The organism is Streptomyces sp. Act143 (assembly GCF_003143935.1).
In the GTDB taxonomy this organism is placed as follows: domain Bacteria; phylum Actinomycetota; class Actinomycetes; order Streptomycetales; family Streptomycetaceae; genus Streptomyces.
Window position 1 is genome coordinate 9121835 of record NZ_QFRX01000001.1, and the last position, 19074, is coordinate 9140908.

Annotated in this window: 16 protein-coding genes and 1 riboswitch; of the genes, 7 read left to right on the forward strand and 9 right to left on the reverse strand. The window is 73.2% G+C overall.

Going from position 1 to position 19074, the window contains the following annotated elements:
* Positions 1 to 46: 46 nt before the first annotated feature.
* The 8 genes from DI272_RS41715 to DI272_RS41750 all read right to left on the reverse strand — a co-directional run bounded on the left by DI272_RS41715 (position 47) and on the right by DI272_RS41750 (position 9222).
* Positions 47 to 1201, reverse strand: a complete 1155-nt coding sequence (locus tag DI272_RS41715; protein ID WP_109500343.1) for an AAA family ATPase — start codon at positions 1199 to 1201, stop codon at positions 47 to 49.
* Entirely contained in the window at positions 1198 to 3078 is a 1881-nt protein-coding gene (locus tag DI272_RS41720) for a 26S protease regulatory subunit (protein WP_109500344.1), read from the reverse strand. Before DI272_RS41720 ends, DI272_RS41715 begins: the two co-directional genes overlap by 4 nt.
* On the reverse strand, positions 3075 to 3977 hold the full coding sequence (locus DI272_RS41725) for a hypothetical protein (RefSeq protein ID WP_146238426.1): 903 nt from the start codon (positions 3975 to 3977) through the stop codon (positions 3075 to 3077). Before DI272_RS41725 ends, DI272_RS41720 begins: the two co-directional genes overlap by 4 nt.
* Positions 3925 to 4983: a JAB N-terminal domain-containing protein gene (locus DI272_RS41730; RefSeq protein WP_109500346.1), complete on the reverse strand. Its 1059-nt coding sequence runs from the start codon at positions 4981 to 4983 to the stop codon at positions 3925 to 3927. Before DI272_RS41730 ends, DI272_RS41725 begins: the two co-directional genes overlap by 53 nt.
* On the reverse strand, positions 4973 to 6448 hold the full coding sequence (locus tag DI272_RS41735; protein WP_109500347.1) for a ubiquitin-conjugating enzyme E2: 1476 nt from the start codon (positions 6446 to 6448) through the stop codon (positions 4973 to 4975). The genes DI272_RS41730 and DI272_RS41735 overlap by 11 nt, the downstream gene beginning before the upstream one ends.
* Positions 6445 to 7536 (reverse strand): ThiF family adenylyltransferase, encoded by a 1092-nt coding sequence (locus DI272_RS41740; protein ID WP_109500348.1) that lies wholly within the window; start codon positions 7534 to 7536, stop codon positions 6445 to 6447. Before DI272_RS41740 ends, DI272_RS41735 begins: the two co-directional genes overlap by 4 nt.
* Complete coding sequence (locus DI272_RS41745; RefSeq protein WP_109500349.1) at positions 7533 to 8282, reverse strand: hypothetical protein; 750 nt, start codon at positions 8280 to 8282, stop codon at positions 7533 to 7535. The genes DI272_RS41740 and DI272_RS41745 overlap by 4 nt, the downstream gene beginning before the upstream one ends.
* A gap of 64 nt (positions 8283 to 8346) precedes the next feature.
* Positions 8347 to 9222 (reverse strand): effector-associated domain EAD1-containing protein, encoded by an 876-nt coding sequence (locus tag DI272_RS41750; protein ID WP_109500350.1) that lies wholly within the window; start codon positions 9220 to 9222, stop codon positions 8347 to 8349.
* A 209-nt stretch (positions 9223 to 9431) separates the two neighbouring features.
* Between DI272_RS41750 and DI272_RS41755 the strand changes: the two genes are divergently transcribed.
* Genes DI272_RS41755 through DI272_RS41770 form a run of 4 tightly spaced genes read left to right on the forward strand, consistent with a single transcriptional unit; the run spans position 9432 to position 15289 of the window.
* Complete coding sequence (locus tag DI272_RS41755) at positions 9432 to 11558, forward strand: hypothetical protein (protein WP_109500351.1); 2127 nt, start codon at positions 9432 to 9434, stop codon at positions 11556 to 11558.
* A complete protein-coding gene (locus DI272_RS41760) occupies positions 11555 to 13390 on the forward strand; it encodes a hypothetical protein (RefSeq protein ID WP_109500352.1) in 1836 nt (611 codons plus the stop codon). The genes DI272_RS41755 and DI272_RS41760 overlap by 4 nt, the downstream gene beginning before the upstream one ends.
* A gap of 10 nt (positions 13391 to 13400) precedes the next feature.
* Entirely contained in the window at positions 13401 to 14714 is a 1314-nt protein-coding gene (locus DI272_RS41765; protein ID WP_109500353.1) for a hypothetical protein, read from the forward strand.
* Positions 14711 to 15289, forward strand: coding sequence for a hypothetical protein (locus tag DI272_RS41770; protein WP_109500354.1), 579 nt, complete (start codon positions 14711 to 14713; stop codon positions 15287 to 15289). The genes DI272_RS41765 and DI272_RS41770 overlap by 4 nt, the downstream gene beginning before the upstream one ends.
* Positions 15290 to 15302: 13 nt before the next feature.
* Here DI272_RS41770 and DI272_RS41775 read toward each other — a convergent pair whose 3' ends face one another.
* Positions 15303 to 15713, reverse strand: a complete 411-nt coding sequence (locus tag DI272_RS41775) for a CoA-binding protein (RefSeq protein WP_109500355.1) — start codon at positions 15711 to 15713, stop codon at positions 15303 to 15305.
* A 76-nt stretch (positions 15714 to 15789) separates the two neighbouring features.
* Positions 15790 to 15989, forward strand: a riboswitch (cobalamin riboswitch).
* Positions 15990 to 16058: 69 nt separating this feature from the next.
* Here DI272_RS41775 and DI272_RS41780 point away from each other — a divergent pair.
* From DI272_RS41780 to DI272_RS41790, 3 genes are read left to right on the forward strand one after another with little or no spacing between them, the layout of a single operon-like run.
* Entirely contained in the window at positions 16059 to 17102 is a 1044-nt protein-coding gene (locus DI272_RS41780; protein WP_109500356.1) for an ABC transporter substrate-binding protein, read from the forward strand.
* Positions 17099 to 18112, forward strand: a complete 1014-nt coding sequence (locus tag DI272_RS41785) for an iron ABC transporter permease (RefSeq protein ID WP_109500357.1) — start codon at positions 17099 to 17101, stop codon at positions 18110 to 18112. Before DI272_RS41780 ends, DI272_RS41785 begins: the two co-directional genes overlap by 4 nt.
* Positions 18109 to 18879 carry an ABC transporter ATP-binding protein gene (locus DI272_RS41790; protein ID WP_109500358.1) on the forward strand — a complete coding sequence of 257 codons (771 nt, stop codon included), beginning with the start codon at positions 18109 to 18111 and terminating at the stop codon, positions 18877 to 18879. The genes DI272_RS41785 and DI272_RS41790 overlap by 4 nt, the downstream gene beginning before the upstream one ends.
* Positions 18880 to 19074 lie beyond the last annotated feature (195 nt).

Consider the following 19074-nt stretch of genomic DNA (forward strand, 5'->3'; position numbering starts at 1 on the left):
TGTCCCCCTGATTGCGCGGCCGGGCGCGGGCGCCCGGCGGTGTGCGTCAGCCCTGGTCCAGCAAGGCCAGAGTGTTGTCGATGATACTCGCGAGCTCCCTCTCGCCCTCTCTGTTGCCCGGAACCGCACGCCGCAACTCCAGCCTCAGGGCATTGAGTTGACGAAGCACGTGTTCCACGGAAGCGGGCGGCGACCCGGCCGAGACCTGGCGGCCGAGCACCCGCGCCTCGGAGACCAGGCGTTGTACGGTCCGGGCGGGCTCGTCGGGGTCCTCGGCGGGGCCGCCGGTGCGGCGGCGTACCGCCTCCTGTACCACCGGCGCGTGCGCCGGGTCCGACCAGAAGTGTTCCAGCGGCCACAGGTCGGCGGGCTCGGCCCGCACCCGCTCCTCCCGCAGCGCCGCGGCGGCCACCAGCCGCAGGCCCCGGATGATCCGCCGGTCGGACAACGTCACGCCCTGGCCGAGGAGTTCACGGACCAGCTCGGCGTACTCGGGGGTGACCACGCTCAGATCGGCGTGCGCCAGCTGCCGGCCCAACCGGTCCAGGGTGGCCGGGTCGATCCAGGCGTGCTCGTCCCCGGCGGACGTGCCGCGGGCGAGCGCGGTGCCCTTCTCCAGGAGCTCGTCCAGCCGGTTAGCGGCCACCGGCGGGATCGTCAGCCGCAGCAGGAACCGGTCGGCGAAGGCCAGCAACGAGGGGTCCTGCGGGAGGGAGTTGGCGGCGCCGACGAGCGTGATGAGCGGGACCGTCTCCACGTCGTGGCCGTTGTGGAAGACCCGCTCGTTCATCACCGTCAGCAGCGTGTTGAGGATCGGGCTGCCGCTCTGGAAGATCTCGTCGAGGAACGCGACATGCGCCTTGGGCAGCATGCCGTCGGTGCGGAACCGGTACTGGTCGCCGTTCTGGAACGCGGGCACGTCCACCGGCCCGAACAGCTCGGCGGGTTCGGTGAACCGGGTCAGCAGCCGCACGAAGGGACGGCTGCCGAGCCCCGCCGCGAACCGGCTGACGAGGTCGGTCTTGCCGGTGCCGGGCGGCCCGAGCAGCAGTACGTGCTCGTGCGCCAGCACCGCGACCTCCAGCAGGTCCAGGGCGAGCCGCCGCCCCACGAAGTGCTGGTCGATGCTGCGGCCGAGCGCCTTGAGACGCCGTACGGCGTTGAGGTCGTCGCCACTCCAGGTGGCCGTCGCGGTGGTCATCGGCGCTCCGAGATCATTTCCAGGCGGCCCTGCTGGAGCCGCCCTACGAGCCAGCCCAGCCGGCGGGCGTCCGGTTCGATGCCGTGCATGTGACGGCCGACGAACGCGTCCCGCATCAGGGAGCGCAGCTCGTCGCCGTTGCGGCCCGCGGTGGCCTCGGCGATCAGCTCCAGCACCTCGTCGTCCAGGGAGATGTGATAGCGCCCCGCGTGGTGGCGCAGGATGGCCCGGCGGGCGGTGACGTCGGGCAGTGAGATGGCGATGGAGCGGAACCGGCTCGGCCGCAGCAGCGCCTTGTCGATGATGTCGATGCGGTTCGTCGTGCCGATGACCAGCATCGGGACCTCGGGCCGGAAGCCGTCCATCTCCGTGAGGATCTGCGCGACCACGCTGTTGCCGGCCCGGCTGCCGCCGTCGGGACGGTTGCTGCGCTCCATGGTGATCGCGTCGATCTCGTCGAAGACGATCACGGAGGGCGCGCTGCGCCGCGCGGACGCGAAGATCTCCCGCACCTTGCGCTCGCTCTCACCGACGTACATGTCGGTGACCTCGGGTCCGGACACCACCTGGATGGTGGCGTTCATGCCGTTGGCGATGGCCTTCGCGAACAGGGTCTTACCGGTGCCGGGCGGGCCGTAGAAGATGATGCCGCGCGGGACGAGCTCGGAGCGCACCTCCTCCATGTCGTCGGGCAGGCTCTGCGCGCCGCTGATGATGGCGAGGGTCTGCCGGATCTCGTCCTTGACCTCGTCGTAGCCGCCGATGTCGTGCAGCGTGACGTTGGGTACCTCGAAGTGCGAGGACTGCTGTGCCTTGAACGTCAGCAGCGTCTCGCGCAGGTCCTGTTGGGTGGCCCGCTTCGGCTGGGTCCGGTGCTTCTCGTGCGCGTACCGCATGGCCTGCCGCAGGCGTACGGGGTTCATGCCGGCGACGTGCTTGTAGAACTCGCGCGGCTGGAACCCCTCGAAGGTCTCCGCCTCCTCCCGCGTCACCAGCGCGGCCCCCAGCAGGGTCTCCGCGGACTCCGGCGTCTTCACCTTCGGCGGCAGACCGCTCAGGGTGACGCGGGCGCTGAACCGCTCGGCCAGCACGTCCGGCAGCGGCAGGGTGGGGTCGGCGAAAGCGAGGACCAGCTGGTCGGGGAAGGCGTAGAGCAGCTCGACCAGTTCGCGTGCCTCCGCGTGCCGGCCGATGTCGGCGCTCCCGGCCAGCAGATCGAGGTGGGTGAGGACGATGACGTCGCCCTCCTTCAACTCCTCCAGCTGGGCGCGGAGTCGGGCCAGCCGGCGCTGGCGGGTGTTCATCGGGGCCCCGTTCATGTCGCCGACGGGGTCGCCGGAACTGCGGCCACCGCCCTCGCCCTCCGTGGAGTCGTCGTCGAGCCGGATGCCGCGGCACTCGGCCAGCGTGACCATCTCCTCCCACAGATGGGTGACGATCAGCTTCTCGCTGATGACGAGGACGGGCAGGCGGCTGCGGAGCAGGGAGGCGACGCGTTCGATCTGCGGGTAGTAGGCGAGGCGGACGGCCTCGGCGTCGGTGATGCGGTCCGGGTGCTGGGCCTGTTCGGGTTCGGTGGCCGCTTCCACACCGCCGTTGTCGTTCTCGGCGGGCGGTTTGGCCAGTGATGTCGGAGCGGCGGGGGCCGCGAAGCCGGGCGGCGCGAACAGGGGCGTCTGCGGCGGGAGTTCGGGCCGCAGCCGGATGTCGGCGGCGAAGTCCGACCACGGCCGGTCCAGCAGCTCCTCGTCCAGCGGGTCGAGCAGCCACACCTCGCAGGAGGCCAGCACCTCCCGCAGCGGGCGGTCGCCCGCGGTGCCGAGCAGGTCCATCCGGTCGCCGTGGTCCGCGGTGGCCAGGCGCAGCGCTCTGGTCATCGGTCCAGCACCTCGCGCAGCGCCTCGAACTCCCGGACGCGGCCGTACACGCGGTGCAGTTCCGTGCCCGTGCGGTAGCCGCTCAGCAGCGGGCGGCGGCGCAGTTCCTCGGGATGGCGCCGGGCCAGGACGGACAGGGGCTGCCACCAGTCGAGCGTGGCCCGCGCCCACTGGCCGGGCGCGTCGTCCCCCAGCAGCCGGGCCGGGTCCTCCCGGGCCAGCCGCCGCACGTCGTCGGTGCGTTCGCGGTAGTGGCCGCCGTGATGCAGCAGCGCCGTCTCGTACACGTCGTACACGACTGTTCTCTCCCCCGGGGTGAAGCGGAACCGGCGCAGCAGCGCCGCGCGGTGACGGGCGGTGGCGGGCGAGGCAGGCGGGGCGGCGAGGCCCGCCACGGCCGCGCGCCGGCCCTCGGTGTGTTCGAGGAACCTGTCGAGGAGCTGCCCGCAGCGCTCCTCCGTACCCGGCGGAGGGTGGTCGAAGAGGGCGGTGAGCGGTGAGGCGCGCAGCAGGTCGGCCCGCAGCCCGGCGTCGAGCGGAGTGGCGGACAGGGCGCGCCCCACCAGACCGTGACGGGCCATCAGGTCACGGACGGTGCCCGAGCCGCCCACGCCCTCGGCCATCTGCCGTGCCGTCGGCGGATCGTCCCGCAACGCCAGTGCCGCCGCGACCATCAGCGGCTCCAGGCCCGCCGGCCCGCGGTCGCCGAGCGGCGGGTCGGACAGGTGCAGCCGGGCCGCGGTGACGCGGGCCAGCCGTTCGAGGAGGACGACGGGGTCGTCGTCGGTCCCGTCCGGCCGGGCCGAGGTGGTCGGAGGCGGCACCGGGGTGCCGTCGGGCGCCGGTTCAGTGATGGCCCAGTGAAGGATGCGTACTACGGTGGCTGTCAGGGTCGTCATCGAGGTTCCGGATCGGACAGGGCGCCATCCAGTCGCCGGAGGAGGCGTAGCAGGTCAGCACCCGCCGACGCGAGGTCAGGTTGATCAGGGCGGCCACCTGCCAGGGCCGCCGAAAGGTGTCCCGGTGCAGGTCGATGTCGGTGCGGGACAGGCCGATGGTGCGCTCGGTCTGGAAGAGATGGGTGTGGTACCAGCCGACGAGCTGACGGTCGCCGAGCGTCCGGCTCATCGCGCGGAACGAGTCCCCGGTGAACGTGAAGTGCATCAGCGAGGCCCCCGAGTGCTCGGCGGGCAGCACCTCGTCGACGATCACCGCGTGCAGGCCGGGGTCGTCGGCCCGCCGGAAGGCCCGGCCGACCAGGAAACCGCCCTCCTCGATCTCGGTCGACAGCTCCATCTCCATCAGCCTGCGCTGGACCCCGGTGCCGAGCAGCACCGCCACCGGCGCCCCGGTGTCGCTGAGTGTCACCTTGTACTCGGCCAGGTCGAGCAGCGGGATCTCGGGCTCGACCGCCGGCCGGATGCCGAACGGCAGCCGGGTGGAGCGGGAGACGTCGATGTCGTCTGTGCCGTCCACCACCGGGGGCAGCCGCTGCGCCGACTCCCCGTCCTCCGGCGAGGGCAGCCCGGCGATCCGGAACGCCCAGCGGCGCTCCTCGGGGGCGATCTCCCGGGCGAGCCGGGCCAGTACGGGGCCGACTAGACTGTTGACGGAGTAGGGCTTCTGGTAGACCACGCGTCCCTCCATATGGATCGCGACATGGATGTACCCGAAGTCGGCGCGGAGATTGGTGAGATGCAGATCCCCGTCATAGGTGTCGGTGTCGTGGGTGTCCGGCTCGTAGGTGTCGGGTCCGGGGTCGTTGCGCAGCATCAGCACGAAGCGTGGACGGCCCTTGAAGGGGGCCGTCTCCGCCGCGAAGGCCGGCTTCAGCAGCGCGATCAGCGGTTCGGTGCGCACCAGTTGGCGTGACTCGCCCTGGAAGAGCTCGATGTCAAGTGCCATCGGCCACCCCGTCCGTCCGCCGTATCCGCAGGGCGCCGACGCGTAGCGCGCCGTCGTCGGGCGGCGGGGCCGGCAGCGGTGGCTTGCCCCCGATGGCCTCGATCATGGCCACTCCGTCCTCCGTCTGAGCCCAATATGCAGCGATTGGGTTGAAACTGTCCGAGATCTCGTAATTACGATACCCAGCCATGTCCACCAGCATTTGGCACAGTTGGCCGAAGTCCAGGGTGGGGCGCCAGGAGTGGGCCAGCACCCCCAGGCACACGGCCCCTTCGGCCTCGGGGTACTGCGGATCGGGTCCCTTGATGTTCGGGTGGAAGATCGGGCTCAGCCAGAAGACGGCCGGGGCGACCAGCGGGAAGTCCGGACCCAGCAGGATCAGCAGGTTGTGCTTGTCCTGCGCCTCCGGACGCGGCAGCGCGCTCGCGCTCTGCTGCTCGGGGAGCCGCAGACCGGGCCCCTTGAAGCGGATCTCGTAGTCGGTGGGGAACTCGGGGTCGTCGGTGTCGACGATCTCGAAGTCCTCGTGCTGGTCCGCGTAGCGGTGCATCTCCTCGCGGACCCGGATGATCGCCTGCATCCGCAACCCGGCGTGCCCGGCGGTGGCTTCGGGAAATACGTGGAGCGTGTCGCCCTCCCGCACCCCCGCGTCGTGCAGGGACTGCGCCGGATCGAGGCGGATGAGGCCGCCGCCCGGCTGCTGGTGGTCGACGACGGTGCGCGGTCGCCGCCCCATCCGGCCCTCGTAGTGCGCCAGCACGGCGGCGGCGATGTCCCGCACCGGGGTGATCGACGGCACACCCGCCAGGTCGTAGGGCTGCCGATCCGGGCCATTGACCCGGAGCGCCTCCAGCAGATACGGCCGGTGGTCATACACCTCCTGCAGGATCTCCAGGTCCGCCGGGGCGCCCGCGGCGATCAACTCACCCCGCACGTCCTCGATCTGGCCGGCCGTCAGTTCCCGCGTCAGGGACATCGCGATCTGCCCCACCTGGGCCTCCTCGCCCTGGCTGACGAAGAACAGCTCGGCACGGGGGTCGAGGCGGCGCACCTCCTCGATGAACGCCGCGTGGTGCGTGCTGCACACGAAGACCAGGGTCGGGTAGGTCTCCGGCTCCGTCGGCGCCGCCGCGTGCGCGGACACCGACGCCGGACCGGAGGGCGGCGGGCCGTGCTGCTCGGCGCGGGGCGGCTGCGGCGGCTCGGTGACCGGCTCCAGCGCCTCGACGGAGGCCCGGAACACCGCGTTGCCCGGGTACTCGTTGTGCGCCGCGCGGGCCAGCAGCGCCTCTCCGTCCACCAGCACGCCCGCGTCGATCAGACGGCGCACCTCCGACCAGTAGAAGCGGGGCGCCAGTTCCGTGGACGGCAGGCGGGCCTCGCGGAACCCGATCGACCGCAGGACGATCTCGCCCTCCTGGGGGTTGATCACCCGCTCCAGCTCGTTGTACAGCTCGTCCCTCACAGGACACCCTCCGTCGTCGCGCGCCGTGCCTCGGTCAAGTCGCCCTGTCTGCCGCCCGGTTCCGCGGGCGCGGCGGCCAACTCGACGTACCGCAGCCCCGATCCGTCCCGTCTGGCCACGGGCAGTACTTCACGCGGCGCCACCCCCAGTGCGCTCAGCCGCGCCGAGGCGGGCGCGGACCGCAGCCGGGAGGTGACGGCGCGCACCGCGGCCCGCCGCCGCACCGGCCTGCTGAATCCTGCCCAGGCGAGCGGCTCTTCGTGCACGTCCATGTGGTCCAACAGGTCGGCCACCGTGGCCTCGTGGTCCAGCGGCAGCACCGGCACCTCGGCGGGCAGCCGTTCGTGCAGCGGACAGTCCGGGTCGGGGCGGTCACGCGGCGGGGCGCCGGACAGCGGTACGGCGAACCCGGCGGCGTCGACGCGCAACGGCGCCTCCGGCACCGACAGCCCCAGCAGCAGCCGTACGGCGAAGTCGGCGAGCCAGGCGCCGACCAGCGCGGACACCGGAGCCGAGGCGCCGACCTCGGCGGCCGGATCGGGCGCGGCGCACGACCATGGGTCGTCCTGCACCGCGCGCTCCGCCGGACCGAGACCGCAGGCCCGGCACCGTCCGCCGGGCGGATACCAGGAGACCTCGCCGCCCCACGCGTGCGTGCCGCCGTCGAGCATGCCCGTCCCGGCGAGCGTGCAGCGCCCCGCCAGGGAGATCCGGGCGGCCCGGCTGTCCAGCGCGCTCACCACCAGGTCGGCCTCGCGCAGTTCGGCGAGCCCGGCCCCGGAGACATGCGGCGCCGTACGGGCGTCCACGACCGTGCCGGGCGCGAGGTCCGCCAGCGCCCCGGCCAGCACCCGCGCCTTGGGGCGCCCCGCATCCGCCGCGCGGAACAGCGGACAGCGGCTGAGGTTGCTCACCGCGACCGTGTCCGGATCGCACACCACCAGCCGGCCGACACCCGCCAACGCCAGCGTCTGGGCGACCGTGTTGCCCAGCGCCCCGGCGCCGACGAGGACGACCGTGGCCTCGGCCAGCCGCTGCTGGTCCCAGCCGGGGATCAGCGCGTGCCGGGCGAACCGGTCCCCGGTCACCGGGTGTCCCGCAGGGAGTTGAGCATCAGACACGGCACCCCGGGATGCTGGGCCTTCCAGTCGTCGTAGCAGACCAGACCGTGGTCCGGGTCGCGGTGCACGGCGCTCGCGCAGTTCGGGGTGTCCGGCGCGCAGGTGCAGTGGATGACCACCTCGTCGGGCCGGAAGGTGTGCCCGCACACCCAGCAGCGGTGCCGGGTGGGCGCCCCGTCGCCGGGGCCCGGGTGCAGCCGGAGCAGGGGATGTCCGCGGTGCAGCCGGACCGTGTTCAGCTCCGGCGGCGGTGGATTGGCCTCGTCGAGGCCCTGGTGGAACAGCTCGGCGGAGGCGGAGGACTGTCCGCCCGCGTCGGGGTTGAGGCAGTCCAGGCGGCGGCTGCGGTGCTTGAGGACGACACCGGGGCCGGCGTCGGCGCGCTCGATGGAGATCTGCTCGCCGAGCCGGAAGGAGTGGTGGCAGACCGGGCAGGTGGTGCCGGCCGAGCCGAGCTTGCGCAGCAACTGCGAGGTGACGACGGTGACTTCCTCGCCGGGTGCGCCGTCCGGCCGGGGCACGTCGACGGCCTCGCGGCGCCCGCCCGCCTGCCCGAGCAGGAAGTCGTACGCCGCCGGACTCGGCCCGCCCCCGGCGGCCTCCCGCGCCTCCGCCTCCGCCCGCTCCCGCGCCTGACTCCGGCGCCGCCGCTCGGCCACGTTCACCCCGGCGGGGACATGGACGCTGACGGTACGGGGCCGCTGCTCGGTCATACGGCGGCACCTGCCCCCACCCGCTGTCGGGTGGGGCCGCGCCGCCCTCGAAGCAGCCGTCCCGTCATACCGTGTCCCCCTCCCGCACCCGCACCACGCGCCGCAGGTCCGGCAGGCCGCGGCGGCCCAGCCCGACGCCCGCCCGGCCCAGGTCGAACGCCCTCGCCCAGGTCTCGCCGAGGGCCAGCGCCGCGTAGTAGTCCCGGCAGAAGGCGAGCGCGTCCTCGTCGTCCAGCTTCGCCGGGGAACCGATGACCTCGCCCACGGACGGGCCGACGACGTCCAGATAGCGGCCCAGATGGCAGGCGTTGAGGACGGCGACGGAGACGCCGCCCACCGCGTCGAGGACCGCGGCGAGTGCCTCCGCCGGGACCGGGGCGACCGAGCCGTCGTCCTCCTCCAGCAGCAGCTCGCCGCCGGTGGAGCCGTGCCCGCCGAAGTGCACGACGTCCGGCTTGTGCTCGACGAGCGACGGGACCAGGTCGCGGCGCCGCGTCGCGGCCGACAGCCGGATGTCGAGGGTGCGCCGGCGGCCCCGGCGGGCGGCCTCCTCGATGGCGCGGAACTCGTGGCGCAGCTGGAGCCGGGACGTCTCCCGCGGTCCCGCGAGCAGACACAGCACGGTCAGCCGGTCGTCCGGGGACCCGCCCGGTGCCGGCGGTCTCACGAACCGCCGCAGCACGTCGTTGGACGGGAAGTTGCGGTACGCCGCCGCCAGCAGATCCTCCAGGGTGAACGAGAACGCCCCGTGCTCGATCGTCAAACAGATCCGGAACCAGTGGGCCAGCGGTGCCTGCGAGCCCCCGAAGGGCGGCAGCCGCGTCAGGTCGGCACCGAGTTCGCGCAGCAGCAGCTCGGCGCTGAGCGGATCGGCGTACAGCTCCGCCAGCACGCGCAGTACCCCGTCCTGTTGCAGCTGACCTGCCGTCAGTGCCGCCATGCGCGCGCTCCCCCCAGCCTCAGGTGCTCCGACTGTACCGGGCCCGGTCGCGCCCCCGACTGGGCTTTGCTCAACCGGAGTTGATCAAGCGTCAGGAACGGGTGGACGGCTGATGCGCTCATCTTGACGGTCTGTCTGAAGCACCCGTCGACCGGGCAGCGTTCTGTGATAGTTGGTGTCCGGGAGGGCTACGGGGAGGAGACACGGGGGTGGTGGAGTTCCGGGGCCGACGGCCCGGTTCGGGGGACGGGGAAGAGGCGGTCTTCAGCCTCGTGGCGGACACCGGGGAGCAGGCCGGCCTGGAACTGCCGCCCTTCCGGGTGCGGCGCTTCCGCAGGTTGCCCGGCCGGCACCCCGTCATGGTGCAGGAGGCCGTCGACTTCGAGGCCGAGGCGCGGATGCGGCGCCACTTCGAACTCTTCGGCAGCCTCGTCGACTTCCACGGCCCGCAGTTGCCGCGCCAGCTGGCCCACGTCCTCGCCTACGACGACTCCGAGCGCCCGCACCGGCTGCTGCTGGACTGCCGCGGTGTCCCCCTGTCCGCCTTCGACTCCCCGGACCTGCTGCACGGGCCCCGGCTGCGCAGTGTGGTGCAGGACCTGTTCGAGGCCGTCGCCGGGCTGCACGAACCCCGCCTGGTGCACGGCCGGATCAGCCCCGACCACCTGTGGTGGGACGAGGCCGAAGGGCTGCAACTCGCCGGTCTGGACGGCGCCGTGTACGCCACCGAGCCACTGCCCGACCGGGCGGCGACCGAGTGGGACGCCCCCGGCTTCCGGCCCGGTCTGCCCGCCTCCGCCGATCAGGACGTGCTCAGCGCCGCCCTCGTGGCGTTCTGGATGGCCACCGGGGAGACCCTGCCGCGCGGCTCCTCCCGCGAACACCTCCACGCCCTCCTCGACCAGGGCCACGAGGACTGGCTGCAGGAACTCCTGCGCGCGGCCTTCCCGTTGGGCTCCGCCGTCTCCCCGCCCGCGCGCGAGCTCGTGCGCCGCCTGGTCGACGGTGCCACGCCGCACGGCCTGTTCGAGCGGCCTCTCGCGGAACAGGCCAAACGCCGCGAGACGCTCGCCCGCGAGGAGTTCCGCGCCCTGCGCGCCCGCCAGCGCACCGGCGCCGGCAGCCTGCGGGCCAACGGGTACGCCCCGCCCCCCGTACGCCCCCCCGGCTGGTGGCGCCGCACGGCGCGACGGCTGCGGCTCGTCGCCGACCGGCCGCTGCCCCTGCTCGGCCCCGTCGAGTGCCCCATGTGCCTGAGACCGCTGAACTGGGACATCGCCGAGCGGGTCGTCCTCGACGCCTCCGGCGGCATGCTGCCCGAGGCCGACCTGCCCACCCACTCCGACGCCGAGCGGGACGCCCAGCTCGCCCGCACCTATGTGGTCTGCCCCGGCAACGACGACGTGCCCCAGCATGAACTCCCTTACCGCTACCCGCTGTTCGGCACCGAACCGGTCCGCATCGGACTGGTCGGCGCCTCCAGCACCGGCAAGTCCCACTTACTGGCCGCGATGATCGACCAGGCCCGCAAATCCACCGTCATGGCCCGCTACGGCCTCCGCGTCGAGGCCCTGGACCCGCAGCGCTACCACCTCTACCTCAACGAGGTCGTCGCCCCCTTCATCGACGGCCGCCAGGAACTCGTCGCCACCGCCGACCGGCCCGAACTGCGCTACTCCACCGGCCTCGTCGTCACCGACGAGCACTCCGGCCGCTCGCACAGCGTCGTCTTCTTCGACGTGGCCGGCGGCCGGCTGGAACGCCCCGGCCGGGAGTCCGACTTCCTCAACCGGCTCAGCGCCCTGCTGTGCGTCGTCGACCCCACTCGGGTGCCCGGCCTGACTGCCCGGAGCGGTACGACCGGACGCGACCCGGCGTTCGAGCACGTCCGTCAGCGGCTGCGCCAGCAACAGGCCAACCCGGCCGTGCCCTTCCTGCCCGTCCCGTGCGCCGTCGTCGTCACCAAGAGCGACCTGCTGCGCTTCCGCGGCTACCGCGAGATCGACGGCTGGCTCCACGAAAAGCCGGACGCCGAAAGCGACTTGAGCACCGTCGAGCAGGAGAGCGAGGACGTCTACGCCTTCCTCGGCGCCCGCGGCGGCGGCGACTGGCTGCAACTCGCCGGCGAATGCCAGGGCTCCACCCTGCACCTCGCCTCCGCCACCGGAACCGGCCCCCGCGCCCAGGCCGACCGGGCGGCGGCCCGCCGCTTCGACGAGGCGCTCTTCCGGCAGCACCGGGTGCTGCGGCCCCTGCTGGCCCTGTTCGCCATGAAGGGCGTGCTGACCGGCCCGGCCGCTGACGCCCTGCTGTACGGACGGGGGCCCGGCGCATGAGCCTGCCCGCGCGCGGCGGCCCCCGTGCCGACATCACCGTCTACCAGTGGTCCGAACGCTCCCTCACCGGCCGCGGCGACGTCGGCCCGGTCGCCACCTCCCTCGACCGGGAGGAGCTGCTGCGCTGGAACAGCCGTATCGAACACCTGGTGTGGGCCACCCAGGAACACCCCGGGGACACCACACCCGGCTTCGTCTACTTCCGGCACGAGAACGAGGCCGCCGTCCTGCGCAAAGTCCCCGTCCGCGACCCCAACGGACGGGCCGGCTCCACCCTCACCCACGTCCTGACCGGCCCGGCCGCCGGCATCGACCTGCACCTCGCCCTCGCCGCCTGCCGCAGCGACTGGGACGACTGGCTGCCGCCGCCCGTGCGGCAGAGCGCCCTGCTCGACGGCCGAGGGGCCCGGGGGACCGGCGGCGAGCGCCTGGAGAGGGTCCCGCTGGACCTCGTACGGCAGTTGCTGGTGGAGGAGCAGCAGCTCCTCGACGCCCTCGACGCGGCGGCCGAGGACGTGCCCGACGACCTGCTCGTGCGACTCGCCGAGGCGCTCATGGAGCAGCCGGGCGCACCCCTCACGGTGGTGGGCTCGCCGGTCGAGGGCGAGGTCGTCGTCCACGCCCTGACAGGGCTGCTGGGCCGGGTCGTGCTCGGCAGCTGGGGGTTCGCCACCCGGGAGGAGAACGACACGGCGAAGGACCTGCCGCAGTTCGTGTTCGTACGCGGTGACGGCACCGGCACCCGCCACTCCGCCCGGCGCCGCGTCGACGCCAAGGCCGACCCCGGTCCGCCCGGACCCCTGCGCGACCAGGCCGCACGCCTGGTCGCCTTCCGGCGCCGACGGGGCACCGGCGCCCTCGGCCGGCTGCTGCCGGACCGGCCGATGGCCAGTGCCGCGAAGATCCGGGAATGGGCGGCCGGACACCAGGTGGCGCCCGGGCTGATGAGCGACGTCATGAGCCTGCTGGAGGCGGCCCCGCACGGCGACCTCACGGACCGCGAGGACGCCTACCTGCGCAGCGCCACCGCCGTTCCCCGCATCCAGCTGGAACTCGACCGGGCCACCGAGGGACAGCTGGCCCGCCTCCTGTCCCTCTGGCGCCCGGACTCGCCGGAATTGGAGCCCTACCGGCACCTGCGGGAGGAGATCCACACCTGGGCCCTGCACCGCGCCTTCGACGGCAGCGGCCGGGAATTGGTGCGCGAGCTGTCCCTCCAGCCGCCCGGCGGTCGTGCGGTGTACCGGGTCCTGGAGGAGCGGCTGGAGAGCGCCGCGCGCCGGCAGGCGGACTTCGACGTGCTGCCCCTGCTGCTGACAGCCCTGGAGATCGGCGTCTCGCAGACCGCGCTGGACGACATGATGCGGATGCTCGTCACCCGCTTCTCCATGGCCTTCCTGATGAGCGAGGTCGACCGGATCAGCCGGATCGCACCCGCCCAGGCCCGCACCCTGCTGGAGAGCTGCGCCCGGCGCCGCCCCGGCAAGGAACGCCGCAACCCCTTGGACGTCCTGCGCCGCACCCAGTTCCACGCCGACGCGGTGGACCGCATGGCGCCCCAGAACCCCTGGCAGGCAGTGCACCTGTACCGGCTGCTCCTGCTGTGCACCGCCGGGGAGCAGCTCGGGCAGCGCGAGGTGCTGGACGTCCTGGAGGCGGCGGGGCGCACCCCGTCGCCCGCCCTGCTGCAGGCGCTCCTCGACGGCTGCCGGCGCGGCAAGGCGCAGGACACCGTGCACGCCGTCGTCGTCCAGCAGTACTTCCGGCAGCATCTGCCCGCCCGGCCGCACGACGGAGACCACGGGCCCCGGCGCCACGGTCTCCGGGACTGAGGGAGAGGTCTTGTCCAGCAGGAAACCCGACACGCACCAGCCCGCGCCCCCGGCGCCCGAACCCTCACCGGCGCTGCGGGCCGCCGCCGACCGGCTGACCGAGCTGGCCGGCGAGTGCCCCGAGGAGAGCACCGGGCGCTCCGTCCTGAACTGGATCGCCGACGACGCCCGGGCCGGCGGCCGGGCCCTGTCCGGCGTCAATCTGCTGCACGCCTATCCGCCCGAGGCCCTGGTGCCGGACGCGGAGCCGCGCAACGGCGGGCTGATCGCCGTCGTGTCGACCGCGCGGGACGTGTCCGTCTTCCTGCCGATCGTGCTGACCTGGCTGTCCCTGTGGTTCGCCTTCGGGGACTTCGAGGACTCCGACAAGGGCACCAACTTCCTGAAGCTGTGGGCGTCGGGCTTCGGCGGCACCGCGGTGCTGCTCGTGGTGCTGCTCATCGGCGGGGTGGTCCTCGCCACGATGTGGCTGCAACGCCTGGAATGGGCCGCCGAGCACGAGGCGTCGCGGGAACGGCTGCGCGCACGGATCGGCGGACAGCTGACCGTCCTCACCATGGAGCTGGCCAAGCACGCGGTGCTGGAGGCACAGGTGGTGCCGGCCGGCCAACTCGTCGGCATCGCACGGGACATCACCCGCAGCACGGCCGAACTCTCCCGCACCCTCTCCGACAGCGCCGACCGCATGGAGAAGATCTTCGCGCCCGGCCCCGAGGGCAGGTTCGTCACCGCGCTCGACCAATGGACGCGCTCCGCGGGCGAGTTGGGCGAGATGGGCCGCTCCCTGACCGTGCCGCACCAACTGCTGCGCGACTTCGCCAAGATGCGCGACGACCTGCGCGGCGACGAACAGGCGACCCGCGAGTCCCTCACCCGCCTCCTCGCCGAACTGCGCCGCGCGGCGGGCAGCTCTCAGGAGGCCAACCGGGTGCACGCCACCGTCGCCGACGAGGTCACCGAGACCACCCGCAGGGTCGGCGAGGCCATGGGTGTCCTCAACGACAACAGCGAGCGCATGTACGCCTACATGGACGCCCTGGAGCGGGTGCTGGCGCTGCTGCAGAACGGCGGTGGTGGCGGGTACGGCCCCGGCCCCATGTCGAACTCCGGTGACCCGTTCACCGGGGCTCACCAGGGCCCTTACAACGGCAACGGTCACCCCGGCGCCGGCTCCCGCGGGCCCGCCGCCGCGTCGCCCCCGCCCGCACCGCCCCGCCCCGGCACCGCCGGGTCCGGGTCCGGCACCGGGGGCCCGGACACCGGGGGCGCGACGCCGCCGCCCCGGCGGCCCGGTGACGACTGGTACGGCGGGGAACAGCGGTGAGGCGACGCCCGCCGGGCGCCGGCATCGCCCCGCGGCACCTCGCGGGCTGGCTCTTCGCGGACCTGTTCCTGGTGCTGTTCCTCGTCGTGCTCGGCATGGTCGCCTCCGACGGCACGGGCGAGGCCGGCGCGAAGAAGTCCCCGAAGCCGTCCCCGTCCTCGCCGTCCGCCACGGCACCGTCACCGTCCCGCTCGACGAAGGGGCCGACGGGCCTCGACCCGAAACGGCACACCATCGCGGTGTCCCTGTCCTCGGGCGCCACCGGCCGCGCCTCCGGCCGCGGGGGGCTGAACGCGGCCGACCGCAAGAAGATCATCAGCGCCCTGGACAAGGAGATGCGCAAGAGCGCCGACGGCCGCCGCATCGGCATGGTCATCACCTTCGGCGTCGCCCCGCAGGCCATGCTCGGCGCCGCGACGGACCTCGCGGAGGACGTCAACGCCACCCTCAAGTCCCGCCGCCCCCAGGCTTTCTGCGGGGGAAACGTGGGCACGCGCCCCTTCTGGTCCGGGGGATCGGCGGACCGGGTGGAGATAGAGCTGTACTACATCAACGCCTGCGAGGCCGGCCGCTAAGGCGCCGTGCCCCTTATCCGAGGCGCGGGATCTCGATGGCGGGGCAACGATCCATCACCATGTCCAGGCCGGCGGCACGCGCACGCTCGTACGCGGCCTCGTCGACGACACCGAGCTGGAACCAGACCGCCTTGGCGCCCTTGGCGATCGCCTCGTCGACCACGGGGCCGGCGAGGTCGCTGTTGACGAAGACGTCCACGACGTCCACGTCGAAGGGGATCTCCGCGAGCGAGGCGTACCCCTGCTCGCCGTGCACGGTCTCCGCCTTCGGGTGCACGGGCACGATCCGCTTGCCGTGGCGCTGGAGCACCTCGGCCACGCCGTACGCCGCCCGCCGCCGGTTCGAGGACAGGCCGACCACGGCCCAGGTGTCGCCGCTCTCGGTGAGTATCTTGCGGACCGTCGCTTCGTCGTCGCCGTACACCGTGGGTCTCCTCGAGGGCCGGGGCTGAAGGGGGCGATGCGCACAACAGCGCGCCGCTCCCGCTGATTCCCCGCCGTGATAGCTTGCCGAGGCCAGTCGAACCCATGTACGTGGGTCAGGGAATCCGGTGCGAATCCGGAACTGACGCGCAGCGGTGAGGGTGACGGGCGGGGCCTTTCGCCACTGGAGGACCGTACGTGTCGTACGGCGTCCGGGAAGGCGCCCCGACCCGGAGGAACCCGAGTCCGAAGACCTGCTGGCGGCCCCCGCGGTCGGTGGACGGCGGGGGAGACCCGTACGACCGGGCTCCGCGTTCGAGCCCTCGACGACTGAGGACCGACTCCCGTGCCCCACGCACGCGCTGCCCTGCTGACCGCGGGCGCCCTGCTGCTGACCGCCTGCACCGCGACCGACGCGTCCGACGCGACCGACGCGTCCGACGCGACCGACGCGTCCGGCACCCCGAAGACCGCCGTCACCCTGAAGAACTGCGGCCACACCGTACGCGTCGACACGCCCCCCAAGCGGGCCGTCTCCCTCAACCAGGGCACCACCGAGATCATGCTCTCCCTCGGCCTCGCCGACCGGATGGCCGGGACGGCCACCTGGACCGACCCCGTGCTCAAGGGGCTGGAGAAGGCGAACGCCGGGGTGGAGCGCATCGCCGACAACGCCCCCTCCTACGAGCGGGTCCTGGAGGCCGAGCCCGACTTCGTCGCCGCCTCCTTCGTCTCCACGCTCGGCAAGGGCGGCGTGGCCACCCGGGAGCAGTTCGAGAGGCTCGGCGTCCCCACCTACGTCTCCCCGTCCGACTGCGCCGGCAAGGACAACTCCGGGGACGGCGACGGGGCACGACGGCAGGCCCTCGGGATCGACGCCGTCCACGGCGAAATCCGCGACCTCGCCGCCGTGTTCGGCGTGCGGGACCGGGGCGAGAAGCTGATCGCCTCCCTCAAGCAGCGGATGGCGAAGGCCACTTCGGGACTGGACGCCTCGGACGTCACCCTCCTGTACTGGTTCGCCAACTCCGAGTCGCCCTACATGGCGGGCTGTTGCGGCGCCCCCGGCATCATCACCCGGGCCCTCGGGGCGAAGAACGTCTTCGACGACACGCACGAGGAGTGGCCGCAGATCAACTGGGAGACCGTCGCCGACCGCGACCCGGACGTCCTCGTCATCGGCGACCTGACCCGCAAGTCCCAGACCGCGGAGTCGGCCGCGCGGAAGATCGCCTTCCTGGAGTCCGACCCGGTCACCAGGAACATGGACGCGGTCAGGCACAAGCGGTATGTGCTGCTCAGCGGCCAGGCCATGAACCCGACCATCCGCACGGTCGAGGGAGTGGAGAAGGTCGCGGCCGGGCTCCGCGAGTTCGGGCTCGCCAAGTGACCGTGCGGCCCCTCGCCCTGGGAGCGGCCGGAGCCCTCGTGCTGGTGGTGTCCGTCGCACTCGCCATCACCATCGGCCCGGCCGACATCCGGGTCGAGGACGTGTGGTCCACGGTCGCCGCCCATCTCGGGCTCGGCACCTCGGAGTTGACGCCGATCAGGGACGGCATCGTCTGGCAGCTGCGGCTGCCCCGCACCCTCCTCGCGGCCGTGTGCGGCGCCGGACTCGCCGTCTGCGGCGCGGTGATGCAGTCGCTGCTGCGCAATCCGCTCGCCGACCCGTTCGTCCTCGGCGTCTCCTCCGGAGCGTCGACCGGGGCCGTGGTGGTGGTCGTCCTCGGCGTGGGCGGCGGCGCGGTCTCCGTCCCGGTGGGCGCCTTCACCGGCGCCCTGGCCTCCTTCGCGCTGGTGCTGTTCCTCAGCCACACGCTCGGCGGCAGCACCGACCGGGTCGTCCTGGCCGGAGTCGCCGCGATGCAGCTCTTCTCCGCGCTCACCTCGTTCGTCGTGATGACCGCGGCCGACGCCGAGACCACCCGGGGCGTCCTGTTCTGGCTCCTCGGCTCGCTCGGCGGCGCGGGCTGGACGGACGTGACCGTGTGCGCCGCCGTCCTCGCCGCGGCCCTGCTGGTGTGCCTGTCGTACGCCCGCACGCTCGACGCCTTCGCCTTCGGCCAGGACGCCGCCGCCTCCCTCGGGGTGTCCGTCGCCCGCACCCGGCTGCTCCTGCTCAGCGTCACGGCCCTGCTCACGGCCGCGCTGGTCAGCTCGGCGGGCGCGATCGGCTTCGTGGGCCTGGTGCTGCCGCACGCGGTCCGGGCCGTGGCCGGGCCCGGGCACGCCCGGCTGCTGCCGCTGTCGGCGCTGGCCGGGGCGGTGTTCCTGGTCTGGGTCGACACGCTCGCCCGTACCGTCCTCGACCCGCAGGAGGTGCCGGTCGGGGTGGTGACCTCGCTGATCGGGGTACCCGCCTTCGTGGCGGTGCTCTACCGCACCCGGGGCGCGCGATGAGCCTGCACGCGGACCGCGTCGGCCGTACGACCGACGGCCATCTCCTCCTCGACGGCGTCACCCTCGCCCCCGAACCGGGCTCCGTCGTCGGACTCCTGGGCCCCAACGGCTCCGGCAAGTCGACCCTGCTGCGCCTCCTTGCCGGGCTCCTCGCCCCCACGGCCGGGGTGGTCACCCTCGACGGCACCCCCATGGCCGACCTGCCCCGCCGCGAGGTCGCCCGCCGACTCGCCGTGGTCGAGCAACAGGCGGACACGCAGGTCGAGTTGACGGTCGCCGACGTCGTACGCCTCGGCCGCGTCCCGCACCGCCGCGCGTGGACGCCGGCCACCGCCCGCGACGAGGACGCCGTACGCGCCGCACTCGCCCGCACCGGCCTCGGCGACCGCGCCCACCAGCCCTGGCACACCCTCTCCAGCGGCGAACGCCAGCGCGTGCAGATCGCCCGCGCCCTCGCCCAGGAGCCCCGCGAACTCCTCCTCGACGAACCCACCAACCACCTCGACATCCACCACCAGCTGGACCTCCTGAACCTGGTGGCGGGCCTCCCCGTCACCACGGTCGTCGCCCTGCACGACCTCAACCTCGCGGCGATGTACTGCGACCACGTCGCCGTCCTGCACACCGGCCGCGTCCACGCCTGCGGCGCCCCCGGTGACGTGCTCACCGAGGAGCTCATCGCCGAGGTGTACGGGGTGCGGGCGTCCGTGACCAAGGACAGCGAGACCGGCCGACCGCACGTGCGGTTCCTGGGCACCCTCACCTGAACGCCTGTTCGACGCGCGGGGCGCTGTGCCGTTCGATCGACGTCCAATGCGCGCCTCCCGCCGAGAGGTTCACGCCCCTCGCGGCGGGAGGCGCGCCCGTCGTCGACAGGTCCGCGTCCGTCGCGGAACCCCACCCCGCTGTCCGGATTTTGCGGCGCCTGCCTGCGGACGCCCCCCGCCCCGCCTACGCTCACC

Coding starts and splice junctions, on each gene's coding strand:
- DI272_RS41715 (WP_109500343.1), bottom strand. CDS start 1,201: ATGACCACCGCGACGGCCACCTGGAGTGGCGACGACCTCAACGCCGTA.
- DI272_RS41720 (WP_109500344.1), bottom strand. CDS start 3,078: ATGACCAGAGCGCTGCGCCTGGCCACCGCGGACCACGGCGACCGGATG.
- DI272_RS41725 (WP_146238426.1), bottom strand. CDS start 3,977: ATGACGACCCTGACAGCCACCGTAGTACGCATCCTTCACTGGGCCATC.
- DI272_RS41730 (WP_109500346.1), bottom strand. CDS start 4,983: ATGGCACTTGACATCGAGCTCTTCCAGGGCGAGTCACGCCAACTGGTG.
- DI272_RS41745 (WP_109500349.1), bottom strand. CDS start 8,282: ATGACCGAGCAGCGGCCCCGTACCGTCAGCGTCCATGTCCCCGCCGGG.
- DI272_RS41750 (WP_109500350.1), bottom strand. CDS start 9,222: ATGGCGGCACTGACGGCAGGTCAGCTGCAACAGGACGGGGTACTGCGC.
- DI272_RS41760 (WP_109500352.1), top strand. CDS start 11,555: ATGAGCCTGCCCGCGCGCGGCGGCCCCCGTGCCGACATCACCGTCTAC.
- DI272_RS41790 (WP_109500358.1), top strand. CDS start 18,109: ATGAGCCTGCACGCGGACCGCGTCGGCCGTACGACCGACGGCCATCTC.